The sequence below is a fragment of the Candidatus Stygibacter australis genome (assembly GCA_030765845.1).
GTDB lineage: Bacteria > Cloacimonadota > Cloacimonadia > Cloacimonadales > TCS61 > Stygibacter > Stygibacter australis.
Window position 1 is genome coordinate 1 of record JAVCDJ010000182.1, and the last position, 17,465, is coordinate 17,465.

Consider the following 17,465-nt stretch of genomic DNA (forward strand, 5'->3'; position numbering starts at 1 on the left):
GTGATCACCGGTGCTGACCGGATTGCAGCAAATGGTGATATCGCTAATAAAATCGGTACATATTCCAAGGCAGTTCTGGCTAAGGAAAACAATATCCCTTTTTATATTGCTGCACCATTTTCAACTTTTGACCGGGAATTGCATTCAGGGAAAGATATTCCAATCGAGGAGCGTTCTCCTGATGAAGTCCTCAAATTCAATGAAATGGAGCTTAGCTCAGGGCTTAGCAAAGCATATAATCCGGCATTTGATGTCACCCCTGCGAAATATATCACAGGATATATCACTCCAGCAGGAATATATACAAAAAAGGATTTTGATAAATTATGGGAAATGAATATCAAGGCACAAAGTTCACAACCAATCTAAGTAGAAGAGCAATAACAAGTTCAGCTATTAAAGAAATTCAATCCTGGGCAGCCTTCTTTGCCAGAAATAATTGTGCTCCAGCACTCCCTGGAGGGTATGGCGGAAATCTGAGCTGTCGTGAAGCTGATACTTTTTTGATTACTGCATCAGGAGCTAATCTGGCTGATCTTGACCCTGACCAGATAGTGAAAGTGAGTAAGGTCAGTTTAGATGATCTAACAGTCTGGGCAGAAGGTACACAATTGCCCTCTTCTGAAACTCTACTACATGCTGCGATTTATCAGAACCGTCCGGAAATCAATGCCATATTCCATGGACATTACCCGGTTTTTGAAGATAACTTTACTCAACTTGGCATCCCAATAACTTCCGAAGTAGCGGATTATGGCAGCATAAAACTGGTGAAGGATGTTCTGGCAATACTGGGAAAAGAGAAATTTCTCCTGCTGCGCAATCATGGATTTATCAGTCTGGGAAAAACATGTCAGGAAGCGGGTGAAAATGTTGTTCGTGTTTGTAATCGGCTTGATATATACCTGATTTGAGCAATTCTTTTTTGCTCATATCACGAATCTCTTTGGCAAACGAATATTAGCAGACTTTGTCCGAATTGAAAATGTAGCTTAATCATCTTGATTAAGTCTTTATTAATCAATCAGCGATGATTAGCCTACATCATTATTTGGATTAAAAATATCCTGATCAAGATTAATTCAGACCAAGGATGGTCTGTGTACGCAGAATCCAGACCAGGGATGGTCTGTGTACGCAGCATAAATCTGTGGCTTACGTGTTTTTATTCTCCCGCATTTGCGCCCCACCTGTGAGTACACCGGCGGTGCACATCTGCTTATCTGACTTTACATTACATTTTACTGTGTTCTCTGTGGTTGATGATCTGTTTGATTAGTTAAATTTCAAGAAAATAAATATTGCACCGCCAGCAATTGCTGACGGTGCATTTATTAATTACGGATGGATCAGTCCCAGCCAGTCTCCCAGGAGAAATTGCAGTCTTCCGATCAGAAGCGAGATTCTTGCCATGGCAGTATAGCCAAAAGCACCACCAAAAGAAACCATTAGGAAATAAATACCTATGCGGGATAACACACCTACAAATCCCTTATGCCTGGCTGAAAAGAAGAAATATATCACTCCTGTAATAGTTCCTAGAATTAATAGAGTTTGACCGAGTATTAATACCCAGTCTCCTCCATCAAAGGGGTTCATCATAGTTGCTGTTAACTGTTTGATAATATCGCTTTTAGTGTAAGTTAACATCCCCAGTCCAGCAGAAGAACCTATCATTAGTGCCATGGGAAATCTTGATAGCCACTCCGTTTTGGGTATTATCCTCAGTAACATGAATATACCCAGTATTCCAGGTACGATCAGGAGGAAGTTAGCGCTGAAATCCGTCTTTAAGGGAATAATTAGATTGGGAAGTACAATATTATAAATAGTATAAACAAACCAATATCCAGCTGAAAGCCCAACAAATATCTGCTCAGCCACTTTATAAAAAGGATTATCTTTGTAAAGAAAGCTAAAAATGGCAAATGTCATTAAAGCTCCTATCCAGACACCGAGAGTTTCAAAGAATCCTATCATTTTTGAGCCTCCTCTTCTGCCATGATCTTTTTGTTATGAAAATAATTTACATTTCCGATTATGATGAGAATGATTATTATCAAATGTGCAAAACTCTGGGCATCCATCCCCTTGGTAGCAGTTCCTGGTATCCCAATCAGCTTTTCATATTCTGCTGCTGCTTTCATGCCACCTAATAAACCTGTTAATTGTTTTTGCTCATTTACGTAAGGAAGAATGGAAGGAGCAGAAACCGCTGTAACACCCCCGGAAACAGGAGTCTTATACATATCATGACCCACCTGCACCCATTCTTTGATGCCGGGCACTCCAGCCGAAAATGACATTACATATTCAAAATCCTGCAGACTTCTGACACTTTTTAGTGCAGGGATATCATCTGCAAGAGTTCCATTTGTATCCTGAGTAAACACTTTCCTGAAATCCGCTCCGATTGCTTTTAAGCTGATAGCACCACCAGATTTGTATCCCATATTAACCCAATCCGTACCATATACTGGTTTAATTCCTTCTTCAGCTAAAGTTTCAAAAATCTGTTCACACATTTTCACACCCATGGGCCAAAGAGCCATGCAAATGATCTTCTGCTTCTTCTTTAAAGCATGCTTGATCACAGCAATTGCCTGAGGATGTATCTCAGGTTTCGTAGAAGGATCATAATCAAATGAAATTAGAATGTGTGATCCTTCAGGAGTACTTTCTACCAGATCATATACCATTTCCACATTTTCTGTGGTCTCAATTGGTAATCCAACTTTGATCATAATAGGTAAAGCAACTCCAATAAATACCAGGAGGAATATTATTCTTCTATCAAGAGGTTTTCTTACTTTAGACATTATTTACCTCCCAGCCACATTCTTTCGATACCCAATAATATCCTCAGGCTGGAGCCGATCACTCCCAGTCCAGAACCGATCATGATAGCTCTTTGTCCGGCTGTATTTGGATATTTCATGATGAATTCTGCCAGATTAGGCAAATGAAAGAAGGACGTGTCAGGTAAAAAACCAGTCAACCAACTTCCCAGACTTGTTCTTCCCAGCATTACTATAATAGCAGCTATCAAGAGAAGTCTACTTTCCGCTGTTCTGCCAATAAATGCCCGATATGCAGCTGAAGCGATAAAAAATGCCAGCAAGGCAAACATGGTTGCAGCAAGATGCTGATATAAATTATTGAATAAATAATCAAATGGTTTCACTCCCATGACATTCTGAATACCTTGTCCATGTCCCAATATGCCAATCTGTTTATCTGTGCCCCATAATAGTCCCAGCACGATCATAATCAGACAACTCGCTATTGTAATAATTGAATACTGCCAGTTAGGCGCTTTGAATTTTATTTTTAAAATATTTACTTTGAATAGACTCAATAATCCCAGCAGCATAGCAAATCCAGCAATCACCATCACCCAGGTTTCAAGATTAGTACTTATTTTTGGGAAAGGTTGAGCGGGAATGAACTCAGACACGATTATTATCAGTCCAGTAATTAAAGTTATTAATAATGGTATTTTGATTTTCATATATTCTCCTTTAGTGGATAATCAGATAGTCTTTTAAGATGTGAACATTCAGAATTTCCAGAATAATACCCACAACCAGAACAATGACAAACACAGCCTTCCCAAAATCCTGTCCTTTTAGACTGCCAAGTTGCTGTGGATCACGGGAAAGATAGGCACTGGCAGCAAATAATTCTTCACCTATGAGAGTATAATCACAGGCAGCAACAAAAAAAGGTAACTGTGACGGCATTGCTGTTCCTGCAACCTGGATAGCTCCAGAAGAAAATCCCGTCTCTGCCAAAATCAAAGATTCGGCATAAAATGAACCCAGTAAGAAATTTGCTGCAGGTTTTTCTCTCACAATAATTCCATCCACACCAGACACATATCCAAACTGATCATCAGTGAGATAAAAAACGCTATCCTCATTATAAGCATCAGGTTTACCTGCCTGAATATATGCTGTTCGAACCACTTCCTTAGCTGTACTCAATACCATTGATCTCGCCACAGGAACAATTATCCGCGTATCATATTCTGCTGCTCTTTCAGCTACCTTCCTCAATATTGTGAGTCCCGCAATAGTTTGCATATCATCAATATCATTAATACCTGGAACAAATAAAATTGGCCGCCCCATTTCAGTCGCCCTGCCCACTGCTTCATCAATCGATTCTAAACCCGATATCTTCCTGATATAAAGTTCCTTCCCGGTTCTGGCAGAAATTATAAAATAGATGATCGCTCCCGAAACCAGTAACAAAAAAATCAGTAAAGTAATTTTATCTGTATTGAAATATTCTGGCTTAGGAGAAAAGGTGACATTAGATATTGTTAGATTGCCAGGATTCAAAACCATTCGGTATTGATATTCCTCATTTACGATCAAGTTTTTATCCACAAACTCACCTGTAAGGGAATCACTATCAATTATTAGTTCATCTCCCCGCCAGATCATCACTTTTTCCACGCCCTCATCCGCTGCATTCCAACAAATTTTTAATCCAGTACCATCATCATTGGGTATATCTGAAATAATTAGTTCTGGAGATACTGCAAAGAGAGACATGATGGCAAATAATATTAAGTAAAACAAGGTTTTTCTCATATAAACTCCCATATTTCTTTGTTTGTTTAACTAATTATCTTATAAATATTGTCAATCTAATAATGGCAAACCAAAAAAAGGACAGATATGAATCTGCCCTTTTTATCAATTTTAGTTGATTTTTATTTTAACAGAATTAGCTTCTGAATTTTCTGATAACCACTTGTTTGCATCTTCACAAAATATAAGCCTGAAGGACTGTGATCTGCCTGCCAGGTAATCTTATGACTTCCTGAATCTAACTCGGAATTTAATAATTCTGCTACTTTTTGACCTTTGACATTATATACATTAATCTGCACTTCTGCAGCTTCTGCAAGACTAAATTCTATTTGAGCCACGGGGTTAAAGGGATTCGGGTATATACTATTCAAGCCAGTTGCTTCAGGCAATTCAGGATCATTTGCCGTGTGATTGAAATCTATAGTCACTATCTCAGACTCACCATTATCATATACAGCCTGCACTCCTGCTTCATGCTCCCCTACTACATTTTCAAATTCATACTCCCTGATATCGACAAACGCTAAAGAATCTCCATCAAGATACACAATATAACCAAGCAAATCCCTATCTCTAAATGCTGATTGTGTCCCGACAGGAGTTTGCTCTTCACTATTAAATTCAGCAGAGAATTCTACTTCCCGCGTGCCGCTATTTAATACCTGTACATCATCAAGCTTGATCATGAACTGATCTGTAACATCATAATGTCGCCAGGCAATATTCACCGTACTACCTGCCCAGGGCGTTAAACTAATTGTGTGCTGCACCCACTGGTTATTTACCATAGTCTCTTCAATTAAGGTTTCATCAAAGTTCTCTAAATCTGTACCATTATCAGAAATTAAAACCGCATAATGTTCATTGGGATAAAATTCATCCTGAGAAGCGATCCAGAAATGTAATTCTGATAATGCACCAACCACTATTCCTGGCGAGATCAGCCAGTTATCAGGAGTTAATGCTCCAGCAGTGGGATGATATGATTGACTGCCGGCGGAGCTCGATCCTGAATGCGGTGACTGCACATATATATACCAGCCATAACCATCACCATCATTATCTATATTCAGCCAGCCCTGTGGCAATATCACACCTTCAAAACCCTGTTCCAGTTCCTGACCACTTCCTCCACTACCTGGTGCAAACCAGGTAAATAAGGCATGATTATCGGGTAGTAGATCAACATTTAATAGTACAGGTTCATCATCCTGAATTGTAACAACTACAATATCTTCATCCTGCAATTCGCCATCAGAAACCTGCAGTGTAAATTCAAATTCTGTAGGATCAACTACCTGCGGTGCAGTAAAGGTGGGATTTATTGCATAGGGATCACTCAGCATCACTCCGGCAGGTGCTATCCAGATATACTCCAGCTCTCCTGTTTCCACATCCCATGACCCACTGCCATCCAGACTTATCGTCTCGCCATCTCTGCCATTAATATTCATCCCGGCATCTGCATGAGGTGGATCATTTATAGATGTTACATTTACTATCACATCTGCCTCTGCTTCCAAACGCTGAATATTATCACTCACAATAAAAGTAAGAGTCTCTGTGCCATTCCAGTTTGCTGCTGCATTCAAAACTACTTCCAGATCACTAATATCAACAATGATATTTTCATTCCCTTCTACATCAAGAGTAAGATCATCTTCATCAATATCACTCACGTATTCACTAAAATCAAGCTCTAACTGCCCATCTTCATCAAAATCAAATTGGGCCGGAAGATTTATTTCAGGGGCATGATTCATATAATTAACTGTTACTGTCACAAAGTCTGAGGTGGAATATTGTCCATCAGAAACCGTCAAAGTCACTATATAATCAGTATCATCCATCACAATAGGAGCTGTGAACTGCGTAATTTCCGAGGCAGGTTCATCAATTATGATATCTGCAGGTGCTTCCCATAAAAATGTGATATCATCACCATCAGGATCATAAGATCCGCTGCCATCTAACGTTCCCTGAGAACCAGAAACAACACCAAAATCCTCTCCGGCATCAGCTACTGGTGGGTGAGGTAAACCAATATCATTTACTATCACTTCTCCATCTTCAAACTCAGATAAACCCCAGCCTCCTAACATACAAAGTACTATATCTAATTCAGAGTCCCCAAAACAAGTTGCCTCAAAGTCCAGTTCTATCAATGATCCCGTCCCACTCATTGACAAATAATGCATATAGCTGATTACCAGATAGCCTGGACTCTCAACCTCAGCTTCTGCTGCACCACCAGTCATGATTGAATTAGCTATTGAGAAATCTGTGTAGGATAAAACGGTGGGATCATAAGCAAAATGTATCTCATAAGAAACTATTGACCATTCTTCAAATACTTCTGTTGTAAAAATCGGAACCGTGAGTGATTGACCATCATTTATTTCATAGTCATTGCAGTAGATGATAGTATCATCAGGATAAAACACGTTGATCATGACTGTGTCACTTGCAGAGGCACGTAAGATATTGTCATCTACCGTAAAGATCAATTCTTCACTGCCATGCCAGCCTAACTCGTAGTTAAAACTCACTTCGCTGCCATTAAAATCTACTTCCAGTTCATCTTCACCATAGACAGAAATATAGAGCAAGTCTCCATCAATATCATCCATAAACTGGCTGAAATCTATTACTGCTGCTGCTTCTGCCTGAAAGGTAAGCTGCTCCGGTAAATTCAGCACCGGAGCATCATTCACAGGGTTTACTATCACCTGCATTTCAACTGTGGTAGTTTCTCTGCTTTGATCATCTGAGACCATTATAGTGATGTATTCCACTCCGTTCCAGTCAGCATCTGCTGTCATTGATAATTCCGTGCCTGCAATTGAAGCATCAATATGTTCACTTCCTTCCACGTCATAGCTGAGTTCATCACCTTCAATATCACTGAAATATTGACTGATATCCTGGACGAAACTGCCATCTTCATTAAATTGAAAATGCGCAGGTAATGCCGAAACAGGGGCATCATTTACCGGATTAACTACTACAGTTACATCATCGCTGTCATTTTCTTCCATACCAATAACTTCAAAATCTATAACTTCACTACCATACCAGTTTTCTGCACCAATTAATGTCACCAGATTACCAGAAATAGAAACATCAATATTCTCATTGCCTGTTGCAACTATACCTGTGAATATTCCAGTTACATATTCAGAAAAATCTACAACCAGTTCCACATCTTCATCTGTGGTAAATTCAGCTGGTAATTCGATATCTGGAGGCATTGAACCACCAAGATAGATACCTCCATTATCCATGTAAAAGAATTGTGAGGCATTGTAATTAAGTTGATACTCTCCAACTCCACTATCTCCAGATGATATTTCAGTTACTTCCAGATGTAATATATCCGTATCGTTCCAGGTGGAAAACTGACCACAATTTACTTTAACCATTGAACCAAAAGCTGGATAATAACAATCGGTATCATTTTCAGTCAATATTACAACAGGATCAGCCAACAAGAGCCAGGCTTGAAATGTAATATCGCCTGCTGCAGGAATTTCATTTAATGAATTCCTGATCTCCATATACATTGGATGTGGTCCATCGCAATACAAGGATGCAATTAAAATTAATAAAGATATCAGTATTATTCTCTTTTTCATAATAGCTCCTCGACCCTTAAAAGTGATTTAAGAGTGATAATTTTATATAACAAATATTTTTTCTCTAATCCATTTCTGTCAATAAATTTCCCAATTTCTCGTAAAATAACACCGGAGACTGTTCACCCCCCCCAACCAAGACCTTGCAACGGTGTTCATACCTTCACAATGGTTGATCAGTAAATATAAGCGTATAAATATAATCAAATCGCTCATTTAGTGCTCATAACGGTCACCCATTGCGAAGGTGCAAGACATTCGCAGGGTTTCAGTCTATATTTTCTGCCAGAAAGTTACTTGGGCAATCTGGTATTTATATGATCTGCTGTTACTTCTCAGCAGAAGGGGAATATCCACCGGATCCTGCAATTCCTGGAATTCGGTTTTGAGAATTTCTCTTAATGCCTCAATGGAATAATAGGGTTCACCATCTTTTCTGAATCCACCTAATTGTTTTTCCTTTTTAGTAAATTCTTCTGACCAGTTATAGGTAGAAGAAATTATCAGATAACCATCTGAATTAATTCTTTTGGCAATAAGCTCCAGGAAATTCTGAGGGTCATATATTTTTTCGAGGATATTCTGAGCGATAATACAATCATAATTATTGAATTTTACTGCCAGATTAGAAGCATCAGCCTGCCAGAATTCGACTTTATCCACGACATCAGTCAAACCAAAATCAGCCAGATCGGCTTCTTTGAAGGAAGTGATCTCACCCTCTTCAAGGAGCAGATATTTGATCTTCTTCTGGGTTTTCATTCTTTGAGCTACTTTGATCAGACGGGCAGTAAAATCAATCCCGATTACTTTTTCGCTGTACTTAGCCAATTCAAAACTACATCTTCCAGTGCTGCATCCAATATTCAGAACTCGCGTTTTATCCTGTATAAATGGTTTGCATATAGCTGCCAAATTTTGGGAGAAATTCCCGAGCTGAAGTATATCCTCACCATAATCAAGCTCACAGAAAGAAGTGATTTCCTGATCGTCTTCATAAATATCTGTAAATTCTGGTAATTCCTGATAAGATACAACATATCTGAAACCTGCATGCTGAAAGAAATGACGTCGGAAAGCATATCGGCTGTCCCGAGTCGCTTCATTTCCAGTAGAAATCCAGGAACCACCTTTAAATAAATTGTGCCTGCCATCAAAAGTTGGGGTAGAAAAATCATCATAACAGGGATGAACCTTGAATCCAGAAAATCCGGTAATCGGCGTCTCAGTCCATTGCCAGACATTGCCAATTATATCATAAAACTCGTCAAACTTGAAAATATCAACCGGACATGGTGAATGAAAATGCTCAAGATTAATATTACCTGGTGCTTGTTTCCACCTGGGTTGATCCTGCTTTACGTGGTCATCGTATAAAATGTACCATTCCTCTTCTGTAGGCAATCTGACCGGTAAATTCAACTGATCTGCTTTCCAGTTACAGAAAGCTTTCGCTTCCAGGTAATTTACTTCAACTGGCCAGCTCCAGGGTAAGGGAATCTCATGGATCATTAATCTCAGTATCCAGTTATCCTTCTTCTTTAACCAGAATCTGGGATGCTCAGCTTTTGTATATTGTCTCCAGCTCCAGCCTTCATCTGTCCACCATTTCTGAGTTTCATATCCACCTGAATTGATAAACTGCATAAATTCATGATTACTAACAAGATATTTTGCTGCCTGAAATTCATCAACTTTATAGTCATGAGTTCCATATTCATTATCCCAGCCATATAGTGAACTTTCATTAGGTTTTCCCAATTTCACTGTCCTGCCTGATACATTAATCAGAATATTGGATACAGTTTCATGATCAAAAGTGCAAATATGACCCAACCCGTTATCCTGCAATTTTCCCAAAGGTAATTGCCTTATCAGCATAGAAGATGTTTCCAGATGGATTCGCTGGTGTTCAATACCCATCATAAATATCCAGAATGGGCTGTCCCATTTGATTGGTATGATCAGATCCAGTTCACTGATCAAATTATCTACCAGTAAGCGAACCTGTCGTCGATAAGCCATTACCTCAGATAAAGGTGGCCAGTTATAATTTGCTTCATTCAGATCATCCCATGACATCTCATCTACACCAACTGCAAACATTGATTCAAATTCAGGATTCACTCTATTGGATATTATTTTTGCAAGTATTAGTTTATTAATATAGAATACTGCTGTGTGACCGATGTAAAATATCAGTGGGTGTCGTAGGGGATCAGCCCTTTGATAAAATGTATCATCATCTATGATCGTAGTATAAAGTTGCTCATCTATTTCCCAGGTACAATGAAAATACTGACGAATCTGCTCCTTCTTCTCCTCGATAGTACCTTCATCTAATATTATTGTTTTTGTAATGTATTCCTTCATTATTCACTCCCTGTCTAATATTGTGCTTAAAATATTTCACTTAATAATAAGGTCAAATAATAAAGCAGGTTGAGAAAACTCAACCTGCTTTAATTTTTTTCCCGTAAGTAACTTACCTTAATCAGGTATTACCAGAATAGAATAAAGCTATTTCAGCAATTCTTTTAAAGAATATCCGAGATTATTTTGTCCAATTCCTTCCTGGTAAGCTTTCCCGGGCTTTCAAGACCAAGAATTGTGCATGCACTTTGAGTCGTAAAGCTTGCCCATTGAATAAGCTGTTCCTTGAATTTCTCCAAATTAATTTTTGGACCATTAATAACACGGTAAGAAATCGTGATAGCACAGATATTATTCCAGATCAAATGACTTACCTGATGCAGAAGTTCTTCATCCTTAACCAGTGGTGAAAGGAAAGACGTGAAGAAGTTTTCGATTTCTTCAAATTTCTTGTAAAGTGTGTTCAACGCTGGTTCATAATCGTGTGATACCACGCCAGGAACCATAAAGGCAAATTTGATGTTTTTATCACTAAATGCATAAAGGAAAAGCTTATGAATCATCTTATTAAGTGATTTGGGTGTTGCTTTATCCTTCAAATGTGGATTCATTAACTCAGCAAATTGAAAATGCTTCTCTGCCAATAGACAAATTACTTCACTCCACAACGCTGCCTTGGAACCATAATAATAGTTCACGGCATGGATCGAGCATTTGGCATCATCCACAATATCTTTAATACTGGTTTCATCAAAACCTTTTTCACTGAAATACTTTGTTGCAGACTTCAAAATCTGCGACTTTCTGGGTGACTTTTTCTTACGGCGGTAGCGTATATCTACCATGGCTGTTTCGTAATCATATACTTTTTTCATAATTCAATTTTCGCTAATCTTAAAATTAAGTCAAATGAAATTTTATTTGACCATTAAATTATTCACTAATTGATTTATTTTTTGTACAAAAATGTAACATAAATAAAATGTGAAATCATTTAAATTTGTAACTATTACTATCTTTATATTTCTGTTCTATAAAGTAATACATTTATAGGTAATTTTCTTCTTACCTGACATTTCCTGCAGATAATTCTCAAGTTTGTTAGCCATAATATCTTCTATCATAATGATTACATCAATCTCGGCAGCATAATCTATCTGGTAAATTTCGGCTGACAATTCACTAATATCATACTTAAATTTATCTATAGAATCGTATTTAATTTTAGCCTTAAAATACTTGTAATTAACCAATTTTATAAGAGGATATTGGGTAATTGTTTCATCTACTGCCATCCCATAAGCATCTATTAATCCTCTAATTCCAAGTTTTACACCACCAAAATATCTTGTAACAATTGCTACAATATTTGTCATTTCATGCTTTCTTAACATGTTCAGCATAGGTTTGCCTGCTGAGCCAGCAGGTTCTCCTGCATCAGAACTATGAGCGTTTTCACCATTACCTCCCACAATATACGCCCAGCAATTGTGATTAGCTGTCTGATATTCTTTGCTGATTTGATGAATGAATTCCTTTGCTGTGATCAATTTCTCGCAATAATGAAGATGGCAGATAAACCGGGAGCGTTTGATCTTGATCTCATGCTGGACATCTTCTTTAACTGAATAAAAGTAAGTCATATCTAAATTTCAATCTCATTATCATCAGTTGCTTTTGTTTCTGAAAATTCCAGCAACTCTCTTAACTGCTCAGAGCTCATATTTTTAATCACATCCTGACCACTTTCAATCAGATTATTGAACATCTCTCTTTTTACCTGCTGCAATTGAAGTATCTTTTCCTCAATTGTTCCTCTTGTGATCGTCTTATAAACCATAACTTTTTGAGTCTGACCAATGCGATGAGCTCTATCAATTGCCTGATTTTCTCCCATAGGATTCCACCAGGGATCCGTGATAATAACCATATCCGCTGCCGTGAGATTCAAGCCATACCCACCTGTTTTCAAGCTAATCAAAAATACTCTCACTTTACTATTATTATTGAAATTCTCAATAATTTTTTGGCGATCACGAGATGATCCGTCCATGTATTCAAAATTAATTTTATCCTTTTTGAGCATCTTCTTCAAAAGTTGCAGCATACCCACAAATTGTGAAAATACCAGAAGTTTATGACCGGAATCCACAGCGTCATTAATTAACTCAGATAAAAGTTCAAGTTTACCTGAGTAGCTAATATCATCCTTGATATCAGAACTTACCAGCATTGGATGATTGCAGATTTGCCGCATTTTAGTAAGAGCAGCCAGAATATGAATAAAACTCCCCTTAACATTGACTTTTTCAGATAAATAGTCCTGCTTCACTTTGTGTAGAATCTGCAAATATAGTTTTTCCTGCAATGGAGATAATTTACAATAGATTGTCTGCACCTGCTTATCCGGCAATTCAATCAGTACTTGCTCCTTTTTACGTCGCAAAATAAAAGGTGAGATCATTAATTTTACTTTTTCCCGAGCCTGTTGATTATTTTCATCTGAATACATTTCCTTGAATTTTGCCTGAGATGGAAGATAGCCCGGCATCAGGAAATCATATAGGGACCAGATCTCAGAAGTGCTATTTTCCACGGGAGTTCCAGTTAAACAAAGTTTGTTTTTAGTATGTAATTTCTTAATTGCCCGAGTTCTTAAAGCAGATACGTTTTTGATATGCTGTGCTTCATCAAGAATTATATAATCAAAATCCAAGCTAGTGAAATATTCAAGATCACTCGGAATGATCGAATATGAGGCAAGAATGATATTAACACGGATGTTTTCCAGTTGTTTCCGGCGTTCCTTCTGAGTTCCCTCGTATATCAGATATCTTAAAAAAGGACAAAACTTCTCTATCTCTGCAGCCCAATTAAAAAGCAGTGTTTTGGGACATACTACCAGTGAAACCGAGTCTCCAGGTAAATCTGCTAAAACTGATAATGCCTGCAGGGTTTTTCCTAACCCCATATCATCTGCTAAAATCCCAGATAAACCATAATGCTGCAGCATCTTAAGCCAGCGAAATCCAGATTTCTGATAAGTTCTCATGACTGGCTGTAGACTTTGAACGGGTTTTTCAACTTTTTCTGTATGCCTTTGTAGAATATCATTTACCATACTGTTTAAAAAACTGTCACCAAGTATCTGAATTCCATCCGTAACCGTTTGCAACTGGTAAATATAGGTAAGATTATAAACTGATAACTTCCAGGACTCTGAGCGATCCTTGCTGCTACGTTTTATCAGGTTTTCCATCTCATTGAAGGCATCTTTATTTTGAAAGTATAATAATCTGCCATCTTCAACTTTTAGATATTTCTCCCTGGTTCGGAAGAATTTCTTCAACTCAGCATGACTGAAAGTGATGTCCTTGTATTGATATTCTACTTCATATTCAAACCATCTTATATCATCACTTTGTCGTGTTTTAATGATTGGTTGAAGGTTGACCTTATAGATAAATTCCTTTTTTAACTCGTCAGTGAGTATCACTTCCCATCCGGGATCCACATGTTCAAACACGGCTTTTTTAAGTTCATCACGAGCCTGTTGACTACTATAAACCAATTCAGAGTGGCTTTCAAGACGGTTTTCATCAGCATTTGGCAGTTTAAGAAAAAACTGCTTTATCCCAAATTTTATTTGTGGAGGGATATAAAACCAGGTTTCATGACCATCCTGATCAAATCGAGCTAATTGAACTGGAATATTTATTACTGACATGGGAATTGTAATTTCATCTGAATATTTCAATTCTCCTCGAATAATTATACTTTCATTTTCCCTTCGAAGATAAAATGCTATTCGGGGAAAATTATGATAGACTTCCGGCAGGTCAATTGAATCATCAAAATCAATATAGCATTTGATCAATCCCAGCTGTCTTGCTACTACTGATGAAAAATATACCAGATCTTCTTTCTGCAATTTGTATCCTTCTGCAAACATGATCCGTGAAATCTCTTCTTTAAAAGGTAATTGCATACCCGCCACTTTGTTTCGCTGAAAAAACCATGTAGTTGGACCTGCATAAACAGCAGACAAGGGTTTAGCAGTTGCTACTTTGCAAATATATTCTCCATCTCCATCTGGATAGACATTGAAATTTAGACGGAAATTATCGTCAGAAAATTCCAAATGCTCACCAGTTTCTTTGATATAGATTTTGCCTTTCAGATTCTGCATCAGGTTAAAAAAATAACGAAAACTATCTTTATATATCGTAAAAAAATTGCCTTTGCGTGAAAAGGAGCATTTGTGCTCTGTCAAAGTTCTAATTAAATCTATCTCCGCCTGAGATAATGCCAGCATCTGCTTGCGAATTGAATCTAAATATTTATTGTCATCTTCTTTTAAAGTTCCTCCACTAACCAGAATTGATATCAATCTGATTTTCATCGGTTGGTATGAAGTGAAATAAAAACGGATTTTATTATGCTGGTTATTATAAATATCTGAAACATCTATCCTCGCATTCAATACAATCTGCTGCCAATATTCATCATATTCCAGTAATTCACTATCATAAGTCTGCACTGCATTGATCATTAATTCCTCAACGGTCATGTTATGATAGGCAAAATCAATGATAGAAAGAAAATGACGACACACAGGTTGCCCACATGTAAAGCACTTCCAGTTACTTATACTTTTATCTTCCAGATCATAAGTTATCTTTAAATTTATAGGGAATAATCGTGCTTTTTCACCTATGGTTTTAAACTCCATGATAACTTTTCCCTGTTCATCAAGGTACTTCTTGAAATCCAGATCAGATCTTATCAGCTTATATACTGAACTTTGATAATACCAGGAATTGGAGTGTTCATGAAATTCCCTGCCAAATAAGCGAGCCATTGCATCTCCTGTAAAAATTTTCTTTTTCACTATAAATGAAAAATCTTTTAGTGAAAAATTTTAAATAGTGTAGCATTGTGGATACTTCTCAGAAGTCAAGTTATATTTTAAAACGTAATACTATTACAATATCAAAATTAATATACCATAATCAATATGGCTTCCCAAATGTTAACAAAGAACTAATAATCTGCCGAGTTTTGCTTAACTCTCTTCTATCTCTTCCTTCTCTTCTAACTCTTCTAACTCTTCTAACTCTTCCTTCTCTTCCTGTGGTTCATTTTCAAGTTTCTGTTCAATTTCAATACTGATCCTATCTTTGCGGAAAATTGGATAGTATCTGGTAATATATTCCATAGTAGTATCTGCAATATCTGGATGTTCATTAATTATCTCAGCAGAAAAACTAAGGTTGATCAACAGTTTATTAAATACTACTGTGACCTCCATAGATGGCTTCTCTCCAATCACATTCTTCAGATATACTGGCAATTCACGGCTGATATTAATTATTCCAGTAACATAATAATAACCTTTATAGCCAATATATGCCAAACCACCAAGACATAGTAGATTGAAGCATCTTTTCCCGAATGACATTGTTCCTCCTTATTGGAAATACAGACGCACCCATATGGATGCGTCTGATATTGTTTAATATCTTACTATCTGATCAAAAGTAACTTATTATTTTCTTGCGAATTACCACTCTTAAGCTGATAGAAATATACTCCAGCAGGTAAAGCGGACCCAGAATTATCATCTCCATTCCAGGTAACATTGTAAGTTCCGGCAGGTTTTTCTCCATCTGCCAGTTCAGCAACTCTTTGACCTTTGATATTATAAATTGCCAGATTGATTTCTGACGCTGTTTCCAGGGTAAAACTAAATTGCATAGGGCTTCTGCTTATTCCCGGGTTAAAGGGATTAGGATATGCCTTTAAATTCTGAATAGTAACGATATTTTCATCATTATCCTGTCCCGTATTAATATCATCTGCACTACGTGGATTCAAGCCATATTCTGAAAATGAGTAATCTACTAATCCAGTAATAGAAATAATTTCATCACCAACATTAAGATCAGGGGATACAACACCAAATCCATCATCTACCTGACACTCTCCACTACCATCATCTACAAACCATTCCTGATAATCATTTGGCAGTACAGACACAGTTACATCACTGACTTTCACCAGTACGCTCTCATAAGCTTCTTCTGAAGCAAGTTCTGAGGTAGAAATCTCTACTGCTGCAGGAAGTGCATTACCGCTTGAAATCACTTCAAAATCTGTAATATCCATCAGTTCCGTAAACCCAAAATATTCTGAAACTTCAGCATTAAATCTCACCATATCACCTGCTATCGGTATATTTACAGTATCATAAACATAAATTCCATTCCAGGCGCCACCATTTGCTGAAGTAATGAAATAATAATCCACATTATATCCTGAACCACTGACAATTCCTTCAACTGTTATTATCTGCCCGGCTAAGGGAGAATCTCCAGAAACATCTTCTGTGTATTGAATATCATATATTGCCGTAACTTCTGGTCCTCCTCCAGTTTCAAAATCACCCATTGCGCGGGGATTTAATCCATATTCATCATAACTATAATCAACTATTCCTGTAATTGACACAAACTGATCATCAACTGCGATAGCAGAAGGTATTGCTCCAAAACCATCATCCACCTGACATGCTCCACTACCATCATCTACAAACCACTCGTTATTATCATTTGGGATTATGGTAACAGATACATCATTAACCTTCACAAGCACGCTTTCATAGGCTTCTGTTGATGCCAGCTCTGCCGTGGTGATCTCCACTGGATCAGGGATCGTATTACCATTGCTGTTAATCACAATTTCTGATATATCTCCTAATTCCGTGAAACCAAAATACTCGCTGATCTCTCCAGTGATAGTTACGTTATCACCCTGAGCAACTTCCACATCATATTGATAAATATAAAGTCCG

The 17,465-nt window shown here is 37.5% G+C and carries 13 protein-coding genes; 2 read left to right on the forward strand and 11 right to left on the reverse strand.

All coding sequences use genetic code 11. From position 1 onward, the window contains the following. Together RAO94_09245 and RAO94_09250 are read left to right on the forward strand one after the other, a co-directional pair. On the forward strand, window positions 1–369 hold a 369-nt coding region (locus RAO94_09245), incomplete at its 5' end, for a hypothetical protein (GenBank protein MDP8322522.1). Then, window positions 327–914, forward strand: coding sequence for a class II aldolase/adducin family protein (locus tag RAO94_09250; GenBank protein ID MDP8322523.1), 588 nt, complete (start codon window positions 327–329; stop codon window positions 912–914). The genes RAO94_09245 and RAO94_09250, both read left to right, overlap by 43 nt. 424 nt (window positions 915–1,338) lie before the next feature. Here the strand turns inward: RAO94_09250 and RAO94_09255 are convergent, their stop codons facing one another. The 11 genes from RAO94_09255 to RAO94_09305 all read right to left on the reverse strand — a co-directional run. Beyond that, window positions 1,339–1,980 carry a hypothetical protein gene (locus RAO94_09255; protein MDP8322524.1) on the reverse strand — a complete coding sequence of 214 codons (642 nt, stop codon included), beginning with the start codon at window positions 1,978–1,980 and terminating at the stop codon, window positions 1,339–1,341. Next, window positions 1,977–2,819, reverse strand: coding sequence for a hypothetical protein (locus RAO94_09260; GenBank protein ID MDP8322525.1), 843 nt, complete (start codon window positions 2,817–2,819; stop codon window positions 1,977–1,979). The genes RAO94_09255 and RAO94_09260 overlap by 4 nt, the downstream gene beginning before the upstream one ends. Next, entirely contained in the window at window positions 2,819–3,511 is a 693-nt protein-coding gene (locus tag RAO94_09265; GenBank protein MDP8322526.1) for a hypothetical protein, read from the reverse strand. The genes RAO94_09260 and RAO94_09265 overlap by 1 nt, the downstream gene beginning before the upstream one ends. Window positions 3,512–3,521: 10 nt before the next feature. After that, complete coding sequence (locus tag RAO94_09270; protein MDP8322527.1) at window positions 3,522–4,601, reverse strand: hypothetical protein; 1,080 nt, start codon at window positions 4,599–4,601, stop codon at window positions 3,522–3,524. Between the two features lie 122 nt (window positions 4,602–4,723). Beyond that, window positions 4,724–8,239 (reverse strand): choice-of-anchor J domain-containing protein, encoded by a 3,516-nt coding sequence (locus RAO94_09275; GenBank protein MDP8322528.1) that lies wholly within the window; start codon window positions 8,237–8,239, stop codon window positions 4,724–4,726. A gap of 273 nt (window positions 8,240–8,512) precedes the next feature. Then, on the reverse strand, window positions 8,513–10,612 hold the full coding sequence (gene ovoA / locus RAO94_09280; GenBank protein MDP8322529.1) for a 5-histidylcysteine sulfoxide synthase: 2,100 nt from the start codon (window positions 10,610–10,612) through the stop codon (window positions 8,513–8,515). Between the two features lie 164 nt (window positions 10,613–10,776). After that, window positions 10,777–11,487, reverse strand: coding sequence for a TetR/AcrR family transcriptional regulator (locus tag RAO94_09285; protein ID MDP8322530.1), 711 nt, complete (start codon window positions 11,485–11,487; stop codon window positions 10,777–10,779). 156 nt (window positions 11,488–11,643) lie between these two features. After that, window positions 11,644–12,255, reverse strand: coding sequence for a YigZ family protein (locus RAO94_09290; protein ID MDP8322531.1), 612 nt, complete (start codon window positions 12,253–12,255; stop codon window positions 11,644–11,646). A gap of 2 nt (window positions 12,256–12,257) precedes the next feature. Then, window positions 12,258–15,473, reverse strand: coding sequence for a DEAD/DEAH box helicase (locus tag RAO94_09295; protein ID MDP8322532.1), 3,216 nt, complete (start codon window positions 15,471–15,473; stop codon window positions 12,258–12,260). A gap of 204 nt (window positions 15,474–15,677) precedes the next feature. Continuing rightward, entirely contained in the window at window positions 15,678–16,073 is a 396-nt protein-coding gene (locus RAO94_09300) for a hypothetical protein (protein ID MDP8322533.1), read from the reverse strand. A gap of 65 nt (window positions 16,074–16,138) precedes the next feature. Next, window positions 16,139–17,465, reverse strand: a 1,327-nt coding sequence (locus RAO94_09305) for a FlgD immunoglobulin-like domain containing protein (GenBank protein ID MDP8322534.1), incomplete at its 5' end; no start/stop codon positions are given.